Raw genomic sequence first — 23,823 nt, 5'->3', positions numbered from 1 at the left:
ATAATCCGGAACTAAAAAGCTGGATAGCCCCAATTAAGGCTATCCAGCTTAATTTATAAATGCTGTCTAAAAAATCACTTTACCTTTACCCCTGCTTTGATCAAGGTAGGCGGAGTTTCTCCCTGTAATCCTGCTACAAGGTTGGTTGCTGCCAGCATCGCCATTTTCTTGCGTGTTTCATATGTTGCGGAACCGATATGAGGCAGCGTGACGACATTCTTCATGGAAAGCAGAGGATTGTCCTCCTTGACGGGTTCTTGTACAAAGACATCCAGTCCTGCCGCGTGAATTTCACCGGTTTTAAGCGCAGTGATCAAGGCTTCTTCATCCACTGTTTTCCCTCTTGAACAATTGATGAAGATGGCGGACTCTTTCATGAGCTTGAATTCTTTTTCCCCCATCATTTTTTCAGTTTGGGGAGTCAGGGGTGTCATCAAGCAGACATAATCAGATTGCTTTAACAGATCTTCCAGAGAACAGTATGTAGCTCCATACTTTTGTTCCGCTTCTTCATTTCTGGATCTGTTGTGATATAAGATGTTCATATCGAATCCAAAACGGGCCCTTTTTGAAACGGCAGAGCCTATTCCGCCCATACCGATAATGCCTAATACTTTATGATGCACGTCCAACCCAAACGATTTTTCTCCGATATTCGCTGTCCATTGCCCTGACTTTACCATTTGATCCATCTCTGGCATTCTTCTCGCTGTGGACAGCATCAAGCCCATGATCGTATCTGCAACTGTCTCATTCAATACCTCGGGAGTGTTCGTAGCCATGATTCCGCGACTGGACAGCTCGGTTACATCCAAATTGTCGTATCCAACCGATGAATTACAGACGATTTTTAATTGCGGTGCTTGATCCAGTAAAGCTTTATCCACCTTTAACCCTGACCCTAATATACCTTGTGCGTTCTTCAGCTCTTGAAGGAATTCAGAGTGATTTTGTGAGTCAAGACCTTCAAAATAAACGACATCACAAGCCTCTTGAATATATTGCAGCACTTCCTGATCCACTTTCTTATAGATGATTACTTTCGGTTTCATCCTCGATACCCCACTTCCATTAAAGTTGGACCCCGTCGGGATCAAATGTCGACATAACCTTTATGTTTTGCGCCTCTATCTATAATCTACCATTATTTAAAAAAAGGTAGTAGCTAATTGAACGGCGGACCAAACCGCTAAAACGGAAGCTAAAGTTAGAATAATATTTTCAAACCAATTGTTTTTATATTTTCCCATCAAACTTTTTTTATTTGATAGCACCAGCATGCCAATTGCGATGACCGGAAAACCGATTATGTTTATTGCATTAACGCCAATTGTCAATGCAATGAAACCAGGCATGCCGGGAATGGACCAAATGATTGGCGTAACCAATACAAAAATCATAACCCATTTATACATTGGATCTTTTTCATATTTACCATTGTACTTTTCGCGACGATCCTTATTTATTACGTAAAAGGCATCTACAATCAATCTTGGAAAACCAGTTGACTTGCCTACTACACTCGCGAATAATACGCCAAAAACTCCAAGATAGAAAATGTACCAGCCAAATTGTCCTAACGACATTTGCAATGCCATTGCCAAGTCATCAATCGTTTCCACATGAATTCCATTCGGTTTTAAAATTTCTGCGCCAACAACCCAAATGGCCAAATTTATCACGATGCAAACTCCGATGGCAAACAGCAAATCATTTCTTTGAACCTTTAGATGACTCGGTTTCGTCCAGCCCTTTTCCCTCATGAAATATGGATGAACAAAGTTCGAAATCGAACCTGCCACTGCACCGATGATTGAAACCGCTACCAATAACGCTCCATGAACGCCAGTATCACTTGGAATGCTAAAACCAACTGTTCCTTTAATGATTTGCCCCACATCCGGTGTAGCTTGAATGGCCAGGAACAAGAAAGCAATGGTCAATAATGCCAAAAGCACTTTCATTACACTTTCAATTCTATTATAAATATTCCTGCCAATAAGCATAAAAACTAATCCCACAACTACCAATGAAGCTAAGAATGGCTGATTAACATGGAAGAGGGTCGATAATACCTCTCCCGCTCCCTTAATCATATAGGCATTAAAAAGATGACCCATGATTAATGCATAACCAAACATGAAGTAACCGAAAAACGGGTGGATACGTCCATATCCTTCAAGTATGGTTAACCCCTCTGTGTTACAAAGCTGGAACCGGGCGATAACATTTACGATAAGAAAACGAAGGATTAATGACAGTGCCAAAATCCACATTAAACTATATCCATAATCTGCCCCGGCAACAGAAGAAGTCACCAGATCCCCGGCTCCAAGCCATGTCAACACGGCAAGAATCCCCGGACCATAGGATGTTTTAAACTTCGTGATGAAATTTGGTTTCTTACTAACGACCTCAGGAACAATCACAGTGGATTCAGCAAGATTTGATTGATTTTTCATGTTATTCACTCCATCCCAAAGAGTATGTATTCGCTTTCATTTTTTAAAGCATTAACACTTTGATAACTCTAAGACATTCAGATATTGAAATGATGACAGAGCTTTATGTCATTTCCGGAATTGACATAAAGTTTACGCTGCAGTATGTTGTCATTCTTCATGTTGAAGTGAATTAGCTCGTTTAAAAAGCTCCCCTTCCATTTAATTGAATCTTTTGACTATTTACATTGAAATTGTAAGACAAATTAAAATGTAAGTCAATCATAATATTTAGAAGTTTTTTTATAGGCATAAAAAAGACCCTTCGTACTTGTTGACCATTCAAGAGAATTGGCTTTGCAGCGAATTAGTAAAAAACAGGTTTGTTACTTGGGGATACGTCAGCGTGCGAATAGATTAATGCCATCAGCGGATACTATAAGCGAAGGAGTGAAATATATGCCACAAGATAATAATGATCCATTTAATAATGCCGGGAACCTTGAAACACGTAAAGACCCTACTAATAATGATAGTTTGAACCCCGGGTTTCAAAGGGAAGAACGTCCTATGCCTAATGGTAATATCCCAACAACAGAGGGTGTTGCAAATGTTAAAGAGCGTTTTCCTTCGGACCATGAAAGACTTATGAGCAGAATCAATCTTGGGGATGCACTTATAAATCGGGAAAATACACATTTTGGACGGTTTGAAAGATAACCCACGAGAAAAAAAGCTAAAGACCTGTTTAGGCTTTAGCTTCCGTTTTTTTTAGTTTTGTAAAAAAATGAACTTTCCTCTCCAGTCACTCGCTTTCCGCAGGAGTCTCGTACCTACCGTTCCAATCAACTTTGTTTAAAGATCATGGTACCCCTTTTGTCTACAAACTCAGACAAAAAGGTCTCTTTGAATAATCCTTATTTTTCACAAGCGATCAAGTCTTTGTCACGATCGCTTTTTTTATTGGCATCATAAAGCGCCTTTGAAACATGAGGTTTGTATTTCGTTTTTCCTCCTTTATTTTTAACGGAAGATGTACGAGCTACGCCTCCTTTATAGTCTTTATTCAATGCTGTACAGTTTTTATACGTCTTCACCTTTGTTTTGGCACTGGCAACATCATTCGCGCCAAACGAGACACCCAATACTAGTCCAAAAGATAGTAAAATAGCAAATGTTCTTTTCAAAATCCGCACTCCCTTTCCTAAATATTAACTATTTACTAATCATAATGTATCATTTTATTTTTTACAATAACTATATTTCTATAGTTATAATTTACTTGAATTAAAACCGCTCTCACTATATCTAATCCTAAGAAAAGACCGCCAATCCGGCGGTCTTCCTCTCATCTTATTATTCCTTCCCTTTCACCCTGTAATGGACCTCCCCGGGTTCTTTGCAAAAGGTGATTCCGCTTCCCGGTTCGTAATAAAAGGTCTTTTTGCCCAATGAGCGTTCATGGAAGGTCGTATGCAGATAGGATGCTTGGTCCCTTTTGAAGGCGAGCTGATTTTTGCTTAAGTTTACAGGAAGGCAATGTCCATAGCTTGTGTGGACCAGCGTTTCTTTTTCGTTCATTTCCTCTAAGTCACGAATGTGGATGTAGGAAAACCAGACTCCCCCTCTTTTCCGGAATGAGCGGGAGGAGAACCAGACCATTCCTTGCTGGACGTTTATGCAGACTGGCAGCCTGTATTTTCCGCCAAGCACGGATTTGGCTGCTGCAAGTCCGCCATCCAGATCCAATCCAAAGTAGTTTAACGTGTTATTCAGGATTTCCTGGCGCGGTTGGGCAACATGGAATGTGTTCTCTCCCTCCACTACCGTGGACATCTCCACACCATTGGAATCGTAACGCTCCATCAATCCCACCGTTTCCTTATTCAATAAATAGTTTTTGCGTATCATCCTTCCATTCACTCCCCATTTCCCTATTCATTTTTTTGGAGTATACTGGATATAGAGGCAGGTATACTCCTGCTCGCAAGCCCTTAGGTGATGTCTTCCAGGACGTACTCACCTAGGGGTTTTTTAATTTCCGTCTATCGTCACTCTTTCATTTCTTGATATGTCATTCACCTCCATGCGACTATTATCCTATTTTATGAATTTTTTGTAAAATCAATCTAATTTTACCTCTTTCAAAATTCATTCCCTTTTTTTGACTGCATCGCCTGTTTGATTGGCTGAGTCTATATATAAAATCCCATCAAAGGTCTATAATTTCGAATTTCCTTTTAAAATCTGCTGTTCTAAATTGCTATTTTCTTGTTAATATGTGTCCATTTAGCGAACAAAAAGCCAAAATTCATATAAAAGTGAAATGAAATGACATTTTTGTGAAATTTTAAGACCAAAAAAAAGTCTATCGTGTTGATAGACTTTTTTCATGGTTATTCCGCCATTTTTATTTCAATTGCTAAATTCCGTAAATAATCCAATAAGGGTCTTACTTCCTCTGGGGCTGTTATGTCAGTAAATGAGTAAGACTGCTTCTTCTTTTCACCGGCTATATCCAGCTGGTATGAAAACGCGTCGAACCCTTGCGCTTTAGCTCCAGCCATTTTACTTTGGCTAGCATTAGGTAAGTCAGCTATCTTCATTAAATTCTGCAATTCCTCATTTTTCTCTTTCGGCAACTTCTCTGTATCTATCTGAAAATTCAAGTCGAGGTTGGCAAATCCCCCTATGCAGCTAAATTTGATATGCATGGTAGATAGAGCCTCCTATTCATGGAATATAACTACTCAGGCAGTCCCACCGCTTTAAAAGCATTTTCTATTGACTTGATGGCTGTTTTCGTAACTTCTCCGCTATCAACAAGTTTTTGCGCTGCCTTGATGACAATTTGCACGAATTGATTGAAATTCGCCGTCGCAAATAAATTCTGCATCGCATGAAACCAGATCAAGGCCGCTTTGTCTGTTCCGATCTCCATCGATACTAGATAAAAGGCTTTGTTTGGTATGCCGCTATTGATATGGACACCATGATTATCGCGTTCTCCTTTATAGAAGTTCTTCATATGATCAGGCTGAATATCCTTCCCCATTAACTTATTGTCAAATGCCGTACCTGGCGCTTTCATCGAACGGAGGGCCTGCCCTTTCAGTGTTGGTCCCATTATATCAGCACCGATTAGCCAATCGGCATCTCCTGCTGTTTGCTTTAAGTGAAATTGTTTAATGGCAACTCCAAATACATCTGAAAGATGTTCGTTCAAAGCCCCGGACTGGCCTTCATACTCCAATCCACTTGTGAACTGCGTAACCCCATGTGTCAGTTCGTGTCCAATTACATCGAGTGAATTGGCAAAATTGCTAAAGATGACCCCATCGCCGTCACCAAATACCATTTCATCTCCGTCCCAATAGGCATTCGTGAATTTATTGCCATAATGAACGTTCAGAATGAGATCAAGGCCTTGGTTATCAATTGAATTACGGTGCAAGACATCCTTGAAATAATCACGCACAACTCCGCTATAATCATATGCAGCGTTAACAACAGGATCTGCACTTGACCGATCTCCTTCTTTCCTTGCCTCATTCTGCCGGAGTTTCGTTCCCCCCCTGCAATCGTAAACATGTCGGGCAGATTCACCTTGCCGTTCAGATTCTGCATCCGTTAATGCGACAACACCGTCAATATCATATTCTTTAAAGATTCTGCGCCTGCGCATTTGACGGCTTTTCGCTAAACTGATCCGTGCTTCTTCCACTTCATTTTGTGCCAAATTCTCAAGAATATAGTTAGGTACGATAAAACACTGACACTTTTTGGAACAATCCTTATTATGCATATTCATCACTCCTTTAAAGTTTTTTACGATTTATACAATTTCTTTTTTCAATACTTTTCTTAATGCGTTTTTCTTCAACAACACATTTCTATAGTGTACTTTCGCCGTAGAAACCCCATTTCCCTCCATTTCTTCCCTGCCCAACTTGTAAAGACCACTTCGACTTTGTTTATTAAATTATTCTGCTCGTGCTGCATATACTGCTTTAAACAAGGAATCTTCCTCAGAACATAAACAACCTTTAAGGGAGGGCATAGCATTGGTAACTTCACAGGGCACTGCTTCGGTTAGCTTTCCATTCCCATCGGTTTGGGGCATCCACTCTTCAATAGCTGGCAGAACGATCATTTGGGGCACACTTACCATTAACTCCTTTATAGATAATAGGGTGGTTGGTACGGTTAATTTTCGTGGGAGACCTATTCCGGTTAATGGATTTTGGAATGAAAGCAGCAAACAAATCGCATTTGATTCACCTTATGCCACTTTTTCTGGCAACTTGACCATAATCGATGATCAACAGAGTAGAATTCGGCATTTCATTCTTCAAGGACGTTTTCTTATGAAGCCTCCCTCTCTGCATGCAGGTGAGTCTGGATCATGGATTGCCACTACTGATATACCCTTGAATCAATTTCCTGTTAGCGGTAATGCCTATACCGGGCAATTGCCTCCTGTTGGAGCTTTTTTAACATCGAATCTCCTTCATCAGCATCAGAATTTTTGAAGAACAGTATAGGGTAATCCATTCTGTGTAGAATGGGTGTTTAACATGAGGAATCGTCTCTGCATTTCATAGGGGCGATTTCTTTACTTAGAGGAAATTAACAAAAGTCATATTGAACTGAAAGTTGGCTGAGAATTTAAGGTTACATTGATTAAGGTTCGCTATAAGTTCCTCCCTGGCGTTCAGCTGATCGCAATGCTTCCCCAGTTAAGTGCCGTTTTACCTATCTCATTAAGTAGATTCTATATATGAAATAGGTATTTTGATAGATGAATTATGAATCCATAAACTTAAAATGAGTACAGATGGAATATAGATTGACAGCATTTTATCTGTACTTCATACTAATGTATTAACAGAAGTGACAGAATATTTGGTTAATTGGGAGGAGTGAAACAATGAAACCAGCAATAATGACAATGGATTTACAATTATTAGCAGATGTTCTTAGGGAAAATAATTGTACAAGCTTAATAAATGCAATAGCAGAAAAGGATTTTCAAGTGGCTCAAATGCTTGATGTATTAATATTTGAGGATAAATGGGAGGATGACATATGACTAAGCTCAGAATCATTTTAACCATTCCTATTTTGCTATATGGAATTTACGTATTTGTTGCCATTCAAAACGATAAGGATATTCCCCTTTATTTGCATCTTCTATTCGCACTCTACTTGATGTTGTTTGTACATTATGAAGAAAAAACGGAGGTGAAATCCTGACAGATTTTTAGTTTAATAAAGAAAGCCTAAAAAAGCCCCAATTCCTCTAAGGAATTGAGGCTTTCTCTATTAATCATCTTTCTTCCGCTTCCAATTAGATAATACGAGTTGTAACGATGCCTTCGATTTGTTTGATTTTTTCTTCCAATCCAGGAATGATATCGCCGTTTACTTCACCGTCAATGTCGATGATCGTATAGGCATATCCCCCACGGCTTCTATTAACCATGTCAGCGATGTTCAGATTAAAGCTTGATACAGCCAACGTGATTTGCCCAACCATGTTCGGTACGTTTTCGTGGAAAGTTGCCACACGACGGTTTCCTGTATAAGGAAGGGAAGTGTTCGGGAAATTCACAGAGTTCTTGATGTTCCCTGTTTCTAAAAAGCTCTTCAGCTGACGAGCCGCCATGATCGCACAGTTTTCCTCTGACTCTAGAGTAGAGGCACCTAGATGCGGAATTGGAACGACATTTTTCATTTTCAACACGTTTTCATTCGGGAAGTCTGTAATGAACTTGCCTACTTTTCCGCTTTCAAGGGCAGCTTGCATATCATTTTCATTCACTAGCTCGCCGCGAGAGAAATTCAAGATATGTACGCCTGGCTTCATGATGCTGAATGTATCTTGGTTGAACATTCCTCTTGTGTCGTCAGTTAATGGAACGTGTACTGTAATATAATCAGATTCTGCAAACAATTCTTCAATCGTCATGGCGCGCTGTACATTGCGTGACAAATTCCAAGCTGTATCAACAGAGATGAACGGGTCAAACCCAATGACATCCATGTCCAAATCAAGCGCATCATTCGCTACAAGTGCACCGATCGCTCCTAAACCGATTACGCCAAGTGTTTTTCCCTTGATTTCTTTACCAACGAATTGTTTCTTTCCAGCTTCAACAAGCTTTGGAATTTGTTCTCCTTCGCCTTCCAGTGTCTTTGTCCAAGCCACACCTGCAAAAAGGTTACGAGATGAAGCCATTAATGTCGTCAGCACCATTTCTTTTACAGCGTTTGCGTTAGCACCAGGTGTATTGAAAACGACAATTCCTTGCTCGGTACATTTGTCGACCGGAATGTTATTGACTCCAGCCCCTGCCCTTGCGATTGCTTTTAACTGATCGCCGAATTCCATACTATGCATGTTAAAGCTGCGAAGAACGATTGCATCAGGGTTTTCACTGTCATTATCAACCGTAAAATCCCCTTTGTTGAATACATTCAGTCCGCTTTCGGCAATATTATTTAAAGCCTTGATCGTTTTCACTTTTTCTAAAAGAATTGTGCTCATTTTGTTTGCTCCTCTTTTGAATATGATAGTTTTGAAATTTTAAATACTGACTTTAAACCTTCAATATCTGTTAATATACAGAAAGAGGCAAGGGATAAAATCCCTTACCTCTGCCCAGGCGAACGGCTACGACACTATGTGTTCCCTCACGGTTATCCGTGTTTCGCCAGTTGCACATAGTCTTTTTCATTTATTTTATTCTATCAAACTATTCTGCAATCTTCAATATCAAATTATATGTTTATCCCTTTTTTTGCAGAAGCCACAACTCACCACGTGCGAATGTCGGACTCAAGCAGGTTTAATCGCCTTTGCCAATTCTTGTTCACGCCAGTATTCTTCAATTTCCTCCAATGATTTCCCTTTTGTTTCAGGAGTTTTATAGTGTATGAATACGCAAGCTACCACTGATAAGACCGCATAGATGAGAAAAACGTTATTGCCAATGACACTCAACAGTGGAGGGAACGTGTATGAAAAAAGGAAGTTCAATGTGTATTGTAAAAAGGTGATGACGCCCATTCCGATCGCTCTTGCCTGCAATGGCAGCACTTCCGGTATGAATAGCCAGAAGACAGGGCCAAGGCCGATTCCGAATGCGAAGACATATAAGAACACACAAACCATGCTGAAGATCGTATAATCCGAAAATAGTGCCAATCCGATCAGTGGCAGGACCTGACCGCCAATACTGTAGATTAGCAGCGTTTTTCTGCCTAGTTTATCAACGATGAATAACGAGATGGCAGTGGAAACGACCAAGGCCGTCCCGATTCCGAAGTTTGCTATATTGGAACCGCTCCATCCGTTGATTTCAACCCCGTCGAAAATGATCGGGGCAAAGTATACAACGGCATTGATTCCCGTGAAGACTTGGAAGAATGTTAAGATGAAATTCATATTCAATATTTTTTTATATTGGTGTACTAAATGTTTGAATCCTACGCTTTGCTGTTTAAGGGAATGATTGATATCACTTATTTCATCTTCCACTTCTTGCTTCGTTCCCCTTAGTTTCATCAAGACCTTCCTCGCACGGTCTTCCTTTCCTGCAGCCATGAGCCACCGTGGGCTTTCCGGTGAGATAAGCATTCCAAATGTGAAGATTGCTGCTGGAATGATCCCGATTCCGAGCATGATTCTCCAAGACCCGTTAGCGGAGAAGGAAGCCCCCACTATGTAAGCACTCAAAATCCCGACGTTTACACTTAGTTGATATAAAGCGCCGATCAATCCCCTGATTTTAGGAGGAGCCAACTCCACCAAATAAATAAGTGAACACATATTGGCTATTCCGCAGCCAATTCCAAGGATGAACCGTGATGCAATTAAAACGCTTACATTTGTAGCGAAGGCACAACCAATCGACCCGACGATGAAAGTGATGCCTGCTCCAATCAGGAGTGATTTCCTTCCTAGCACCTTAGAGAGTGAAGTGGAAAGGACGATAGCAGGCAATGCCCCTAATAGCAGGAAACTTACTATCAATCCTTGACCTGACGGGCTTAGTCCAAACTCTTCGGTGATGAATGGAATCGCTGGAGAAATGGCACCTGAATCGAAACCATATAATAGTCCGGCCAATCCGCCAAAAATCGCATAAATATACATAATATTCGGAATCTTTCGCAAAGCAATCACTCCTTTTAGTAAATTAAAGTACACCTTTTTTCAATATGAGATTTGCATACTGTGCTCGTTCACTAGTTGCGATAATGGCATAGGCCGCTTTACTTCGTTCGTAAAAGTCCATTCGTTCCAGTTTTCCGATCTTGATAGGAATATCGTTCGTTTTTTTCATTATATCTTCATAACTCTTCCAGATTACAGGGCTTTTTTCATCTCCTTCCACAGGATTCATCAATATGACGGGATGTGCCACATACGTATCGAGTGGAAAGAATGCCAATATCGCTTGCAGGAAGTCGGCCACACCATGTCCATGACCGTTGATGATCCGGCTTGAATGACTTGCAGCCGGGAAATTTCCGTCTGCAAGTACGATTTCATCACCGTGCCCCATCTCCATCATGATCTTCATCAATTCAGGAGAAAGTATGGGCGGAATTCCTTTAAGCATTCGTCAAAGCCTCTTCGCTTTCAGCCACGAATGTGTTCGTGAGTGATCCCAGTTTTTCGATTTCAACGGTTACCACATCCCCTGGCTGAATATAAACACGCTGTTCGGCAGGTAAGCCCAATACGACTCCTTCAGGTGTACCTGTCAATATAAGATCGCCCGGTTCCAATGTCATATGCTTGGAAATATAACTGATGATTTCCGCACATGAAAAGATCATATCGGATGTATTGGAATTCTGTCTTATTTCACCATTTACGTACGTTTTCAACTGGAGGTCGTTTGGATTTCCCACTTCGTCCGCTGTTACGAGGAAAGGACCAACAGGGCTGAAATCATCACAGGTTTTACCAAGCAGCCATTGCGGCGTTCTCATTTGCAAATCTCTTGCCGACAAATCGTTGACCGTACAATACCCGAATGCATGGGAGAGTGCCGCTTCTTCCGATACGTTTTTTGTCTTTTTGCCGATCACGATTCCGAGTTCCACTTCATAGTCCAGTTCATTCGTTACACTTGGTATGGCAATCTCACATCCGTGACCCGTTAATGTATTATCAAACTTGTTAAATAAAATCGGCACTTCAGGATATGGTGCATTGGTTTCATCGGCATGTCTTTTGTAATTCAACCCAACGCAAATGATTTTATGCGGCTTTGTCACACTGGGACCGAAAGTGAGCCCTTTCTCTTCAATTACGGCTGCCATTCCTTCTCTGACAGCTTCATGGACCTTAGTTTCAAATTCGTCCCGTTCGGATTGGCTGAAGTTTATCACTTGCATCACATCCGACACGATTTGGTTCCATTCATTCCTCTTCGCCGTTTCTTCGATATCTATTAACTGATCCTCCATTTGAACGGCAAGTTTCTGCTGTTCATCTATAATAAAAGTAGCCAACTTCATCGTTTCTTCCCCCTTTTATGCATTTTTCCCAAAAACAACCCCGCCATCGATATATAGAGGCGATCCCATCATGAACGCAGACTCATCCGAAGCTAAGAACAGTGCCGCTTTTGCTACATCACCAGGTCTGCCCAAATCGCCGCTCAATTGTCTTTTCTTGATCGTGCCGATGGCAACCTCAGGATCGTCATATGAAGTTTTCAAGTAATTTTCGACGAACGGTGTCAAGATCGTACCCGGCAATAAAGCGTTCACCCGAATATTATAAGGTGCATAATCGACTTGCATCGCTTTCGTTAAAGCGAGTACAGCGCCTTTCGTTGCAGAGTATGCGGCACGTTTCACGAGACCCATTTCCGCTGCACATGATGACATATTGATAACGACCCCACTTTTTTGTTCCATCATATAAGGAATCGTGTATTTAGAAGGCAGATAAACCCCCTTCACATTCACGCTCATGATGCGGTCCCACACATCCGGTTCCACTTCGTCCACCCTGCCTACGTTTGAGATTCCGGCATTGTTGAATAAGATGTCTATTTTCTTATAGGTTTCGATTATCTGGGAGATTGCAGATTGAACTGCTTTCGGATCCGTAACATCCACCTCATAAAATGCCGCTTTCCCGCCAGCTTCCTCTATTGCAGACACGGTGCCCTGCCCGTTTTCAGCATGAATATCGGTAATGATGACAAATGCGCCTTCACTAGCGAATAAACGGGCTGATTCCTTTCCTATCCCGCTTCCCCCGCCAGTGATGACAGCGATTTTATTTTGCAGCCTCATGACGTTACCTCCTGTTCATGATTCATATGGTCTTCAGGCTGTGCCGCTTTCACCGTTAAACCGCCATCCACCATTAACAGATGTCCGTTGATTTGCATGGCTTCATCGGATGCCAAAAATACGACGGAATCACCAATTTGTTTTTCGGTCCCAAGTCTCTTCATCGGGTTGGCTTCAATCTCTTTTGCGAGAATTTGCGGATCCTCTAAATATTCCTCACACATATCCGTCGCAACGGTGCTTGGGCCGACAGCATTCACATTGATATTGTATTTGCCTAGCTCAATCGCCAATGCCTTCGTTAAATGCGAGGCAGCTGCTTTCGATGAAATATAGTGGGGAATTACCGGACTCGTGACAAGGACGCTAGCCGTTGATGTAATATTGATGATCTTGCCATATTTATTTTCAATCATTCGCTTCGCCGCTCTTTGCGTCGTCAAAAAGATTGATTTCACATTGGTCCGATACGTATCATCCCATGTCTCTTCCGAAAGGCTTAAAAAAGGCTCAAACGGGGCAATACCAGCATTATTCACTAGAATATCCACCGTTCCCAACTCTTTTTCCACGTTATCGATCATGGCATCGACATCTTCCTTCACCCCAACGTTCGCTTTCACGACGATCGCTTTGATATGAAACTCGGATTCTACTTTTTCTTTTAAAGCATTCGCTTTTTCAAATGAACCTGGCGATGTATAGTTAATCGCCACATTGGCACCTTCTTCAGCCAATCTCACGACAATCGCAGCACCGATTCCCCGGCTGCCTCCTGTGACAAGCGCTGTTCGATTATTCAATTTACCCATATGAATTCTCCTCCCTTTTCCTATCTGTTTCTAAAGGCTTATGCTGATCCGGCTGATGCTGAATTCCTGATGTCCGAGAATTTCCGCCTTTGTCAGTTCACCTTGTGCTGTTTTAGCAATCGTTTCAAAAATGCGATTTCCCGCTTCCTCCGTCGTTTCTTTCCCTTTCATGACTGGGCTAGTATCAATATCGATGTTATCGATCATCTTGATTGCCGTATGTTCATTTCCCGTTATTTTGATGACCGGGATAATCGGGTTTCCTGTTGGTGTCCCTCTTCCTGTCGTAAAGCAGACCATATGTACACCGGCGGCCGCCATGCCTGAAACACACTCGATATCATTCCCCGGGGAATCCATGAAGTAATAGCCATTACCCGGGATTTCTTCTGCAAATGATAAGACATCATTCAAGGGGGCCGTACCTGCTTTACTGATGCAGCCCAGCGATTTTTCCTCGATGGTCGAGAGCCCGCCCTCAATATTGCCCGGGCTCGGGTTTCCGCCGCGCATATCTGCCCCGATGCGTTCCACTTCTTTTTCGAATCTATCAACATATGCATATAGTTTATTGGCCACTTCTTCGCTCACTGCTTTTTGGGCGACAATATGTTCAGCTCCGATGATTTCCGTGGTTTCACCCATTACAATCGTACCGCCCTGTTTCAAGAGCTGATCAGCGGTTTTCCCTAAAGCGGGATTGCTGCACAGACCGGATGTAGCATCTGAACCGCCGCATTTCACACCTACTATCAATTCTGAAATGGGGGCATCCACTTGCGGCACTTTTTCGAGTTTCAGAAATAGACCCTTCGCCACTTCAGTCCCCTTCTTAATCGCGTTTATCGTCCCGCCTGCATCTTGGATATCAAGCCACTCCACAGGCTTTCCCGTTTCTTCTTCAATTTCCTGTTTCAATACCTTGGCATCAATCACCTCACAGCCTAAGCTGATTAACAGAACCGCACCCACGTTTGGGTTTTTCCCCATTCCGCCAAGAAGTTTATGTGTACGTTCTTTGTCATCCCCAATCTGGCTGCATCCATGCTGATGCGGAATGGCCACTGATTCCGGTACAGCTTGCTGGATTCTGTTGGCCACATGATTGGCGCAAATGACGGTAGGGATGATCAATAGATGATTACGGATTCCAAATTTACCATTTGCACGGCGATACCCTTTTATCATGCTCATTTTGTTTGCTCCCCTTCCGCCTTATCTCCTCTTCCTCTGATTCCCTCGATATTATGTACATGGACATGTTCACCAGGCTCGATATCCATCGTGGCTGCCCCGATCACTTCTCCATATTTAATGACCGTCGCCGATTTCTGAATCGGTTTGATGGCGATTTTATGCCCAAAAGGAATCGAATGCTTCGCTTCCACTTCCATTTTTTGACCATTGATGACATAGAGTAATGTTTCCCCATCTTTTACATCTTTCAATGAAGTCGCTACATTATCCTGATCAGACATGACGATGCTTGTAACGTCCTGTTCATAAGCTAACTGGCCCATTTCGCTCTCCCCTTTCTTTTAGTTTGTAAAAGGCTTCAGCATTTCCAGAAAATATCCCATCCACTTCAGCTTGTGTTAAAGTTTCCGGTAAATTCCCATTAATGACCCTCACTGTGTCTTCATAGCACCCAGCTGATAAACATACAGGCCAATCGCTGCCGAAAAGTAAACGTTCCGGCCCGAATGCCCGAACAATATGTTGTATGTATGGCTTAAAGTCATCCACCTTCCACCTTGCAGGATCCGCTTGGGTCAATAAGCCCGACAGTTTGCACCAAATGTTCGGAAGCTGTGACAAAGCATTCATTTCTTCTTGCCATTCGTTTAATTCCCCTGCTGATATATTCGGTTTAGCCAAATGGTCGATGACGGCCTTTAGGTTAGGAAGCGTTTTCATTAATGTTAAAACAGATGAAATATGTTTTTGATTAATCAACAAATCCAGCGGGAGATCATATCGAATAAGCTGTTTCAAATTTTCCACCACTTGTTCCTGTAAAATCCAAGCACTGTCTTCCAGATCCTGCAACATAGGGCGTAAACCAACAATTCCAGGTCGTGTCATTAAAGAATCCAATTGCTCCGGGAATGATGGAGCAGATAAGTCAAGCCAGCCCACCACGCCATATATCCAGTCATGGCGGTCATACAAGGATAATAGAAATAAAGTCTCTTCATAGGTTGGAGCCGCTTGCACAAGGACGGTCCCCGAAATATCATTCTTATGTATTAAGGGCGATAAATCGTCGGGAAGATAATCCCGATAAAGGACTCCCATCTCATTTGTAAGCCAAGAGTAATCACCTCGGTCAATTCTCCAAAAATGCTGATGTGCATCAATCATCAGGCTGACCCCCTCTTGTTATCTTTATGTTACCGGTAACATTAAAATAACAGCAATATTTTAAATTGTCAATAAATTAAACAAAATCTCTTAAACTATCTAAAATGGAATGACCATTTTCAACTCTTGTTAATAAGAAACTCGCCATTCCCAATTGGAACGGCGAGTTTTAATCATTTAGACTGTTTCATTCTTTTCATGACAAATAGAAATAGAAAAATAACAAAAATCAGGATGAAAACGATCATGAACGGAATGGTCGTTGTCAAAAAGGTAACCCATCCACTTGTCGCTTCGTCTTCTGGCGTAACCTCAATTTTTTCTATACCATTTTCCTCTGCAGCATTATTCATTCTTTCTTGCCAAATTTCACTATTTGGTACAGACGCGATAAAGTATTGATCCTTTTCATACCCTGCCAGCTGACCGCTTATTTCAATAACACTTTTTTGCGGCTCCACCTTTAAGAATGTCACTTTTCCATCCTCTAAAGTTGTAAAAAATTCATCTTCAGTTAATTCAGTCGGTTCATTCTCATTATTAAAAACTAGCACAATCCCCAATGTAACCATGAAGATTATTAAATAAAATATTTTACTACGAAAAATCTGCTTCATCTCATTCCTTCTCCTACATTAAACAAACTATAGGCAATAGTATCATATAAAGTTAATTATTAACAATCAACCTATCGTTGTATCACTTGCTAAATGGATAATATTAGTAAACAATAGAATTATAGCAAACTTATAAAAGGAGGAACTACTATGCTAATAAGAGAGGCAACAGTATCAGATGCGGAAGGGATAGCAATAGTCCATGTGGATTGCTGGCGAACTACTTATAAGAATATAATTCCAACTGATTTTTTAGAAAAACTTTCTTATGAGAAAAGGAAAGACATTTGGATAAAGAATATAACTAGCGAGGGAAAATATGTTTATGTCGCAGAAAATTGCGAGGGAAAAATAGTTGGATTTATAGATGGCGGGAAAAGGGAAAAAAATCAAGTTGAGAATTCGGGTGATTTAACTGCTATCTATATACTCGAAAATTCTCAAAAAATGGGGATAGGAAAGAAACTCATCAAAGAGTTATTCTTAAAATTCGAGGCACTGGGATTTAAGACAATTTTTGTGGAGGTGCTTGAAGAAAATAAATCTCGGTACTTCTATGAGGCATTTGGTGCTGAATGGATTAAAACCGAAAAAATCAAAATGGCTGGCGCTGAAATGAATCTATTGGTTTATGTGTGGAAGGATATTAGCCCGGTATTGTTATGAGCGACATGCCCCTTGATTAGCCTTTTTTTCTTTGGCAAAACAAAAAAACTCCTATTATTTTATAGGAGCTCCAGATGATTTCCTGATTACCAATTCAGGCTTTAAATTGATCGTCCGATAGTCGGCAGGACCGACTTCATCCACTCGCTCGATCACTAATTGTGTTCCTAAATATCCGAAGTCGTAAGCTGGCTGAGAAGATACGGTTAAAAAGGGATCGAAGTCCGAGAATAATTCTAAGTCGTCAAAGCAAACGACAGCAATGTCTTCAGGTACTTTAATCTGTTTTTCTCGTAAACTTTTTATAATTTTGATGGCAATGAAATTATTGGCGGCAAAAATTGCCGTTGGACGTTCAGGTGGCAGAACATTCATCAATCCGTCAATACCGTTCCATTGCTTTTCCTGTTTGTAATGAGTCTCTATTACGAAAGACTGTTCGATGTTCAAATCATTTATTTTCAGCGTTTCAATATACGCCTGATAACGCTCTTTCGAAGTGGAAATCGTTAGCGGACCATGAACCATCGCGATTCGTTCGTGTCCAAAATCGATGAGATGCTGAAGAAGCTTTTTCGTTCCTTCATAGTTATCACCAAGCACCCGATCACATGAAACATCTTGAATTTGCCTATCTATCAATGTAAATGGAATCCTGTTTTTAATTAATTTCTTCAAATTTTTAGTCGATTGATCGCCTGTTGGTGCAATAATGACGCCATCCACCCGTTTTGAAATCAATGCATCGATATATTCACTCTCTTTTTCGTAATCCTCATCGGTATTGCATAAAATGAGCTGATATCCCATTTGATTGGCCTTATCCGCGGCTCCTCTCGCTACTTGGGTGAAAAAAGGGTTGGTGATATCGGTTATGATTAATGAAAGCAGCTTCGTTCTTTTAATATTCAAACTTTGGGCAGCGGAATTCGGTATATAGTTCAGCTCTTTAATGACCGCTTCAACTTTTTCCCTTGTCTTTTCACTGATATTTCCCTTATTATTAATGACTCTCGATACAGTCATCGTTGATACATTCGCTTTTTTCGCAATATCGTAAATTGTCGTCACTTTTTGTACCCGCCTTTACATTATCCCTTATATTGTATCATAAGTATAAATGGTTATTTTATACTTTAGCACTTAGAAGATCATGTTGACCCGGATACGGCGCTGAGCTTCAAAAAAAGACACAGTCCTTCGTGAAGGATTGTGCCTTGCTTTTGGTTTAATTTTGGTTAAATCCGCTTTCGTCCATGTAAAATACTTCCCAAGAATGTCCGTCGGTATCCAGAAAACTCCAACCATACATGAAACCATGATCAATGGCTTCGTTAAAAGGCTTTCCGCCAGCATCAAGTGCCCTATTCACGATCGCATCGACTTCTTCCTTGCTTTTAACGGACAGGGCAACGATGGCTTCGGTACTCGCTGCAGAATCCGGGATCTCCTTCTTGGTAAACGTTTTAAAGTAATCTTCCACCAATAACATGACATATATGGACTCGCTGATAACCATGCATGTCGCATTTTCATTGGTCATTTGCTCGTTAAACTCAAAGCCGACCTTCGTGAAAAATTCTACTGAGGCATCCAAATCTTTAACAGGCAAGTTTACAAAGATCTTTTCTGCTTGAACTCCCATCCAATTCACCCTCGCTTGATTTATTTGTTCACTCACCTATTATTCGCTGCATTTTTCGATTATCCTGCTTCATTGCATTCACATTGAACAGATACAACCTTAGTCACGGGGAGCATTCATAATTCACCTACTTAAAGTATTTCAAATATTAAACAGGCTGATTCAATTTTGATACAACCTGGGAGTTAGAAATTTCAAGAAGTATATGCCCCTCCCCTTGCTGCTTCAACATTGGATGACGCATAAAAATTGAAATTCGTATACCAGATGGTTTCAAAACTAAAACACATTTTGTCTTTATTGAAATAAAAACTATATAATTCCATGCTTTACTAAAATTAATTACTTTTAAGGAGGTATGCATATGAAAATCAGTATTAAAACATGAAGTATCCGGAAAATTTCCTTTACTGGTTTTGGTTTTGATTTCAGTTGTTTTACCAGGATTCATCCCAATCATTTCATCCTCCGATAGCTAAGCAAACGCTCAAGCACCACCTATTATGCAAGTAAGAGCAATCCTCGTTTTGCAATGCAACACAAGTTCAAAAAATAGATGGGAAACGTAAACATTACCCTATGGGATAGGTGGTTCATAGATGGGTAGCAAATCAACAGCTAATTAATTCAAAAGGAACTACCTTTTACGGCACAGTCATCATATCTTATCAACATCAATTTCTCTCTAGCTTTTATGATTGGGATGATGTTGATGGTATATGGCTTTCCATTTTACAGGCAATGTATGATTGTTTAAATATTGGTATTGGCAACTGCGGCTTTTCAGAACGCTCAATGGGTTGGCTAATGCACAGGTTAATAGAAAAGAATCCTGCTATATTATTTTCATGGTACCATGGTTGGGCTAACAAAGAATGGAACGATATTCCTAAGAAATCCACACTAAGATTCCCTGAAAATGCGCTATTGAATAGTTGAATAGAAAAGGGAACCGAGTTCTTAAGATATAGAAATGCTCTATATGATAGCGGTCCAGACGGAAATATTAACCAGTTAATTAATGATCTTAAATCATTTAATAGTGATTTAGGGCATGTGCAACTGGAATAGATCACTGTGCTAAGTGAAGCTGAAGTCTTGCAGCTATAGTAAAACAGTCCTTGCCGGCATTCACCGGCAAGGACTGTTTTTCATGTGCTAGAAGGCACGAAGTCTAAATGGTACCTTTTCTTTTATTTCAAATAAACACTCATAATCTGTGTTTCGTTAATTTTTGCCTGGGTACTATTAGTTTTTTCCAGTTTTTCAACTAGCTCGCCATTCGTAATAACAATCGGAGTTACGATGCTTGGAGCTTTGGCTTTCAAAAATTCGATATCAAATGTAACAAGCTTGTCTCCTGCTTTTACCTTTTGCCCTTCTGCAACATGGACTTCAAATCCCTCACCATTAAGGTTAACTGTTTCCAATCCAATATGAATCAACAATTCTATGCCATGCTTAGTGCGGAGGCCTAGCGCATGTTTAGTATGAAAAACCTGGATTACTTCTGCATCGATAGGAGATACGACCAACCCCTCCTCAGGAAGAATCGCTATTCCGTCCCCCATCATTTTACCGGAAAACACTGGATCCTGAACATCTTCAATATTCATTACTTGTCCATTTATAGGAGCAAGCAGTTGTTCTATACTCTCTTTTTTACTGAATAATTTTTTGAACATAATATTTCCACCTTTCTCATTCGGTCTTGAATCTCACAATGAATTGTTAAATATTTTGTTAATTCCGATAATAGTTTTTATTATTTTTTCTTTTTCAATTTCCCTTCTGCTTTCTTTTTATTCTGTTCCACTCTAAATATAACCATCTCGGTTATTAATTCATAAGGAATTGGCTTGTTTAGTGGAAACTGAACGGCCCCTTTTGAACATTTATATTCAGATAACGCAGATTCAAAAGCAGAGATCGCGCTTGGAGCTGGATAGAATCCTATATGTTTTTTATAGGCAGCGAAATGCACCAGATTTCCATATAAAACAAAGGTAGGCATTTGATAGCTTATCTTTTCTTGTGCATCCGGTGCTGCATCCTTTATGACTTTTCTTAACGTTTTTAATATCTCCTGAACTTCTTCGGGAAATTGTATAATGTATTCATCAATTGAATGAAAAGTATTGGTTCCTTCCATGATTTCTCCTTTCATAAAACCAGCTACAATACCTTTATTATAACATTTTCCCCCTCCACCATCATGTACCGTTACCCTTAAGGAAAGGGCTCCAAACGGAACCCGGGCACATATCGGGTTATTAATTGGAAATCAAAAAGATAGTTGGATACCAATCAGTAAAAGCTGGGAGTCACAATTAACGAGGCGGATGCTTAGATAGACATATTGCATTTGCATGACAAAACCCCCGAATTCAAGAAAATTCGGGGGTTTTGTATTTTTGTAATTAACGGCTGGTGTAACCTGCATCAGCGTGCAAGGTTGTGCCCGTTACATAAGAAGACTGGTCTGAAGCTAACCACAGGCTAGCCTGTGCGACTTCCCTTCCTTGCCCGAACCGGTTCAACAGGCTAAGCTGCGGTGCGTATTCTTCTTCGGTGAAGCCAAACTGTTCCAATGCTCCACGCAGCATCGGAGTATCAATGGCACCAGGGGCTACTGAGTTAACACGGATGTTTTTGTCTCCATTTTCTAGTGCAGCGACTTTCGTCATTCCGACAACGCCATGCTTTGCCGCGACATAGGCGACATTATTTGGCTGAGGCCGGAAGCCGCTGACGGATGAAATATTGATGATCGATCCACCGTTGCCTTGCTTGATCATCTGTTGCAGTTCATATTTCAGGCATAGTGCCGTTCCTTTAAGATCTATTGCCATGAGCCTGTCCCAATAATCCTCATCAAACTCGGCTACTGGTTTGTCATCAGGAGTCAGGGCTGCATTATTGACCGCAACATCCAGCCTTCCATATTTCTCAACAGTTGCATCGACTAGTGCTTTTACCTGTTCCGTTTTAGAAATATCGACCTTTTGGAAGAATGCGATTCCGCCGTTAGCCTCAATTTCCGAAACTGCCTGCTTACCTTTTTCTTCGTTCAAATCAGCCACCACAACTTTGGCACCTGCTTCTGCAAATAGTTTGGCGGTTTCTAGACCCATGCCCATTGCAGCTCCTGTGACGATTGCCACCTTATCTTGTAATACTGGATATGTCATTCCAATCACTCTTCCTTTCAGTATCCTAGGGTATCGTGTAATTTCATCTAAACCAGGATTCAGGTGATTTATCTCACCTAACCTTCCCTTTATCATGGATTTTATCCAAATTAGAAACTATCTCGACATTGAGATATCATGAAACAATTTAAGTATAAAATGTTTATGTAAGGGCTTCAATATGCAATACTATAAGAAATGTACGATACCCGACAGATTTATCTTTTTTGTTCATTAAAAATTCGGAAGGAGTATTTCCATGTCCATTCAGCACCCAGATAGACGAGTAAGAAGAACAAAAGAGAGCTTTAAAGCAGCTTTATTATCTTTGATGGAAGAAAAAAACTTCCATAATATCACCATTACTGAAATCGTGAATATGGCAAATTATAATCGAGGAACATTCTACTCCCATTACGAACAAAAGGAAGATTTATTGGATGAAATAATCGGGGAGATGTTCGAAAAATTGAATGAAGCTTACCGTAAACCATATCGCGGTTTATCAGTCGTCGAATTCAATAACTTACCTTCAAAATCGATTGTATTATTTCATCATTTCTTAGAAAACAAAAGATTTTATAAACTGATGTTAAGCCCAGGAACTACCTATAATTTCCGTGAAAAAATGACAACCAAATTAGCAGAATTATTCAGGGAAGACTATAAATACTCGACTGAGTTAAATCCGAATATTGATATTGACCTATTTAGCACGTATCGGATCCATGGCATCATTGGATTGATAATAGAATGGATTGACAATGATTTCGAACAATCACCTTCTTATATGGGAGACCAGCTTATCCAAATATTGAATTTTCACACACCCAAATTCTATTTAAAAGGCCACTGATTCCCCACATAGCCTCATTGATTTCTTGTTTTTCCTTGCCTTCCCCCCTTATCGTTCAATCGCGATTGTCCTCCCCCTTTAAAAACTCTTCCATTCTATTCATTACACCTTCTAGCATGATAATCGTCCTTGAAGCATTCAAAGGTTCAATATCCAATGAATGATTTGCATACGGGATTTTATCCATGCTTATATTCGTTTTATTTTCAATCGCTTGAATTTTAGATGGAATATAATGATGATCTTTTTCTCCTATAACTATATGTGCTGAATGATTGCTGCTCAATAATCCTTCAAAAACCGAATCGAACTTCAATAGCGGCGTGAGCAATATCATTTTGGCATTCATAAACCGCACACTTTTCATGATTCCGTTGATGATGGGTATGGTGCCAAGTGATTTGCCTAGAAATACTGTTCCTTTATATTCATGATTATGAAGTACTTCCGTAATGACGGGATTGATATCATTAACGATCACTTTTGTGATATCTACCAATGGATGCTTGAATATACCCTGGTCGTAAGCGTAATGAATATGCACGACATCATACTGATTTTGAAGCATGATCATCGTCGAATAATAAAATAACGGCTTCTCATACGTGTACCCCGCACCTGAAAACATAAAACAAATGGCAGGACTTCCGTTTTCAATATGTGTGTATGTAATTTCTTTTTCATTACTATTTATTTTTCTTTGGTTAACCTCCATGATAGATTCCTCCCATTCTTTCGTTTGCTTTTTATATTCCTTAGCTACCTGCTGAATTCCTCCTTGATCGATACTATCTAAACAGAATCCAAGAATAAGGTTTCGTTTTTTATCATGAATAGGTATACTTTGACTATCAACCTATTTTATGGAAATTACTCTGATGATCGATCAATCAAGCCTTAAAGGA

General features: G+C 40.4%; 30 protein-coding genes and 1 riboswitch. Of the genes, 7 read left to right on the top strand and 23 right to left on the bottom strand.

The window, feature by feature from the left end; translation table 11 throughout:
• Positions 1-74: 74 nt before the first annotated feature.
• Entirely contained in the window at positions 75-1,052 is a 978-nt protein-coding gene (locus MPH60_RS01045) for a 2-hydroxyacid dehydrogenase (protein ID WP_241589295.1), read from the bottom strand.
• A gap of 96 nt (positions 1,053-1,148) precedes the next feature.
• The gene (locus tag MPH60_RS01040; RefSeq protein WP_241589296.1) at positions 1,149-2,462 is read right to left on the bottom strand and encodes an Nramp family divalent metal transporter; all 1,314 of its coding nucleotides are present in this window, start codon (positions 2,460-2,462) and stop codon (positions 1,149-1,151) included.
• A gap of 438 nt (positions 2,463-2,900) precedes the next feature.
• On the opposite strand from MPH60_RS01040, the gene MPH60_RS01035 reads away from it, so the two are divergent.
• On the top strand, positions 2,901-3,161 hold the full coding sequence (locus tag MPH60_RS01035) for a hypothetical protein (protein ID WP_241589297.1): 261 nt from the start codon (positions 2,901-2,903) through the stop codon (positions 3,159-3,161).
• Positions 3,162-3,358: 197 nt separating this feature from the next.
• Here MPH60_RS01035 and MPH60_RS01030 read toward each other — a convergent pair whose 3' ends face one another.
• The 4 genes from MPH60_RS01030 to MPH60_RS01015 form a co-directional block, all read right to left on the bottom strand.
• Positions 3,359-3,628 (bottom strand): excalibur calcium-binding domain-containing protein, encoded by a 270-nt coding sequence (locus MPH60_RS01030; protein WP_241589298.1) that lies wholly within the window; start codon positions 3,626-3,628, stop codon positions 3,359-3,361.
• Positions 3,629-3,797: 169 nt separating this feature from the next.
• The gene (locus tag MPH60_RS01025; protein ID WP_241589299.1) at positions 3,798-4,352 is read right to left on the bottom strand and encodes a competence protein ComK; all 555 of its coding nucleotides are present in this window, start codon (positions 4,350-4,352) and stop codon (positions 3,798-3,800) included.
• 485 nt (positions 4,353-4,837) lie between these two features.
• Positions 4,838-5,155: a protealysin inhibitor emfourin gene (locus tag MPH60_RS01020; RefSeq protein WP_241589300.1), complete on the bottom strand. Its 318-nt coding sequence runs from the start codon at positions 5,153-5,155 to the stop codon at positions 4,838-4,840.
• Positions 5,156-5,187: 32 nt separating this feature from the next.
• Positions 5,188-6,246, bottom strand: a complete 1,059-nt coding sequence (locus MPH60_RS01015; RefSeq protein ID WP_241589301.1) for a M4 family metallopeptidase — start codon at positions 6,244-6,246, stop codon at positions 5,188-5,190.
• A gap of 259 nt (positions 6,247-6,505) precedes the next feature.
• Here MPH60_RS01015 and MPH60_RS01010 point away from each other — a divergent pair, with 259 nt between their 5' ends.
• The 3 genes from MPH60_RS01010 to MPH60_RS01000 all read left to right on the top strand — a co-directional run bounded on the left by MPH60_RS01010 (position 6,506) and on the right by MPH60_RS01000 (position 7,697).
• Positions 6,506-6,973 (top strand): hypothetical protein, encoded by a 468-nt coding sequence (locus MPH60_RS01010; protein WP_241589302.1) that lies wholly within the window; start codon positions 6,506-6,508, stop codon positions 6,971-6,973.
• 398 nt (positions 6,974-7,371) lie between these two features.
• A complete protein-coding gene (locus tag MPH60_RS01005; protein ID WP_241589303.1) occupies positions 7,372-7,533 on the top strand; it encodes a hypothetical protein in 162 nt (53 codons plus the stop codon).
• Positions 7,530-7,697, top strand: coding sequence for a hypothetical protein (locus MPH60_RS01000; protein WP_241589304.1), 168 nt, complete (start codon positions 7,530-7,532; stop codon positions 7,695-7,697). Before MPH60_RS01005 ends, MPH60_RS01000 begins: the two co-directional genes overlap by 4 nt.
• Before the next feature lie 94 nt (positions 7,698-7,791).
• On the opposite strand, the gene MPH60_RS00995 is transcribed toward MPH60_RS01000, so the two are convergent.
• From MPH60_RS00995 to MPH60_RS00950, 10 genes are all read right to left on the bottom strand, one after another.
• On the bottom strand, positions 7,792-8,991 hold the full coding sequence (locus MPH60_RS00995) for a phosphoglycerate dehydrogenase (protein ID WP_241589305.1): 1,200 nt from the start codon (positions 8,989-8,991) through the stop codon (positions 7,792-7,794).
• A gap of 105 nt (positions 8,992-9,096) precedes the next feature.
• Positions 9,097-9,175: riboswitch (ZMP/ZTP riboswitch) on the bottom strand.
• A gap of 107 nt (positions 9,176-9,282) precedes the next feature.
• Entirely contained in the window at positions 9,283-10,623 is a 1,341-nt protein-coding gene (locus MPH60_RS00990) for a sugar porter family MFS transporter (RefSeq protein ID WP_241589306.1), read from the bottom strand.
• A gap of 22 nt (positions 10,624-10,645) precedes the next feature.
• Positions 10,646-11,071, bottom strand: coding sequence for an RbsD/FucU family protein (locus tag MPH60_RS00985; protein WP_241589307.1), 426 nt, complete (start codon positions 11,069-11,071; stop codon positions 10,646-10,648).
• Positions 11,064-11,978, bottom strand: coding sequence for a fumarylacetoacetate hydrolase family protein (locus MPH60_RS00980; RefSeq protein WP_241589308.1), 915 nt, complete (start codon positions 11,976-11,978; stop codon positions 11,064-11,066). Before MPH60_RS00980 ends, MPH60_RS00985 begins: the two co-directional genes overlap by 8 nt.
• Positions 11,979-11,993: 15 nt before the next feature.
• Entirely contained in the window at positions 11,994-12,767 is a 774-nt protein-coding gene (locus tag MPH60_RS00975) for an SDR family NAD(P)-dependent oxidoreductase (protein ID WP_241589309.1), read from the bottom strand.
• A complete protein-coding gene (locus tag MPH60_RS00970) occupies positions 12,764-13,579 on the bottom strand; it encodes an SDR family NAD(P)-dependent oxidoreductase (RefSeq protein ID WP_241589310.1) in 816 nt (271 codons plus the stop codon). Before MPH60_RS00970 ends, MPH60_RS00975 begins: the two co-directional genes overlap by 4 nt.
• A gap of 30 nt (positions 13,580-13,609) precedes the next feature.
• The gene (locus MPH60_RS00965) at positions 13,610-14,773 is read right to left on the bottom strand and encodes a UxaA family hydrolase (RefSeq protein WP_241589311.1); all 1,164 of its coding nucleotides are present in this window, start codon (positions 14,771-14,773) and stop codon (positions 13,610-13,612) included.
• Complete coding sequence (locus MPH60_RS00960) at positions 14,770-15,099, bottom strand: UxaA family hydrolase (protein ID WP_241589312.1); 330 nt, start codon at positions 15,097-15,099, stop codon at positions 14,770-14,772. The genes MPH60_RS00965 and MPH60_RS00960 overlap by 4 nt, the downstream gene beginning before the upstream one ends.
• Positions 15,080-15,943, bottom strand: a complete 864-nt coding sequence (locus tag MPH60_RS00955) for an amidohydrolase family protein (protein ID WP_241589313.1) — start codon at positions 15,941-15,943, stop codon at positions 15,080-15,082. Before MPH60_RS00955 ends, MPH60_RS00960 begins: the two co-directional genes overlap by 20 nt.
• A gap of 173 nt (positions 15,944-16,116) precedes the next feature.
• Positions 16,117-16,560, bottom strand: a complete 444-nt coding sequence (locus MPH60_RS00950) for an ATP-dependent metallopeptidase FtsH/Yme1/Tma family protein (RefSeq protein ID WP_241589314.1) — start codon at positions 16,558-16,560, stop codon at positions 16,117-16,119.
• 150 nt (positions 16,561-16,710) lie between these two features.
• On the opposite strand from MPH60_RS00950, the gene MPH60_RS00945 reads away from it, so the two are divergent.
• Entirely contained in the window at positions 16,711-17,226 is a 516-nt protein-coding gene (locus tag MPH60_RS00945) for a GNAT family N-acetyltransferase (RefSeq protein ID WP_241589315.1), read from the top strand.
• 54 nt (positions 17,227-17,280) lie between these two features.
• On the opposite strand, the gene MPH60_RS00940 is transcribed toward MPH60_RS00945, so the two are convergent.
• The 3 genes from MPH60_RS00940 to MPH60_RS00930 all read right to left on the bottom strand — a co-directional run bounded on the left by MPH60_RS00940 (position 17,281) and on the right by MPH60_RS00930 (position 19,331).
• On the bottom strand, positions 17,281-18,297 hold the full coding sequence (locus MPH60_RS00940) for a LacI family DNA-binding transcriptional regulator (protein WP_241589316.1): 1,017 nt from the start codon (positions 18,295-18,297) through the stop codon (positions 17,281-17,283).
• A gap of 157 nt (positions 18,298-18,454) precedes the next feature.
• Positions 18,455-18,871: a VOC family protein gene (locus tag MPH60_RS00935; RefSeq protein ID WP_241589317.1), complete on the bottom strand. Its 417-nt coding sequence runs from the start codon at positions 18,869-18,871 to the stop codon at positions 18,455-18,457.
• A gap of 148 nt (positions 18,872-19,019) precedes the next feature.
• Complete coding sequence (locus MPH60_RS00930; RefSeq protein WP_241589318.1) at positions 19,020-19,331, bottom strand: hypothetical protein; 312 nt, start codon at positions 19,329-19,331, stop codon at positions 19,020-19,022.
• Between the two features lie 128 nt (positions 19,332-19,459).
• On the opposite strand from MPH60_RS00930, the gene MPH60_RS00925 reads away from it, so the two are divergent.
• Positions 19,460-19,810: a hypothetical protein gene (locus tag MPH60_RS00925; protein ID WP_241589319.1), complete on the top strand. Its 351-nt coding sequence runs from the start codon at positions 19,460-19,462 to the stop codon at positions 19,808-19,810.
• 254 nt (positions 19,811-20,064) lie between these two features.
• On the opposite strand, the gene MPH60_RS00920 is transcribed toward MPH60_RS00925, so the two are convergent.
• From MPH60_RS00920 to MPH60_RS00910, 3 genes are all read right to left on the bottom strand, one after another.
• Positions 20,065-20,556, bottom strand: a complete 492-nt coding sequence (locus tag MPH60_RS00920; RefSeq protein WP_241589320.1) for a PTS sugar transporter subunit IIA — start codon at positions 20,554-20,556, stop codon at positions 20,065-20,067.
• Between the two features lie 80 nt (positions 20,557-20,636).
• A complete protein-coding gene (locus tag MPH60_RS00915; RefSeq protein ID WP_241589321.1) occupies positions 20,637-21,023 on the bottom strand; it encodes an iron chaperone in 387 nt (128 codons plus the stop codon).
• A gap of 268 nt (positions 21,024-21,291) precedes the next feature.
• Positions 21,292-22,062 (bottom strand): SDR family NAD(P)-dependent oxidoreductase, encoded by a 771-nt coding sequence (locus MPH60_RS00910; protein ID WP_241589322.1) that lies wholly within the window; start codon positions 22,060-22,062, stop codon positions 21,292-21,294.
• Between the two features lie 259 nt (positions 22,063-22,321).
• Between MPH60_RS00910 and MPH60_RS00905 the strand changes: the two genes are divergently transcribed.
• On the top strand, positions 22,322-22,918 hold the full coding sequence (locus MPH60_RS00905) for a TetR/AcrR family transcriptional regulator (protein WP_241589323.1): 597 nt from the start codon (positions 22,322-22,324) through the stop codon (positions 22,916-22,918).
• A 55-nt stretch (positions 22,919-22,973) separates the two neighbouring features.
• On the opposite strand, the gene MPH60_RS00900 is transcribed toward MPH60_RS00905, so the two are convergent.
• Positions 22,974-23,633 carry an alpha/beta hydrolase gene (locus MPH60_RS00900; RefSeq protein WP_241589324.1) on the bottom strand — a complete coding sequence of 220 codons (660 nt, stop codon included), beginning with the start codon at positions 23,631-23,633 and terminating at the stop codon, positions 22,974-22,976.
• Between the last annotated feature and the right edge of the window lie 190 nt (positions 23,634-23,823).

The sequence above is a fragment of the Peribacillus sp. Aquil_B1 genome (assembly GCF_022603275.1).
Taxonomy (GTDB): Bacteria; Bacillota; Bacilli; order Bacillales; family DSM-1321; genus Peribacillus.
This window is presented reverse-complemented; position numbering and strand designations above follow the sequence as displayed.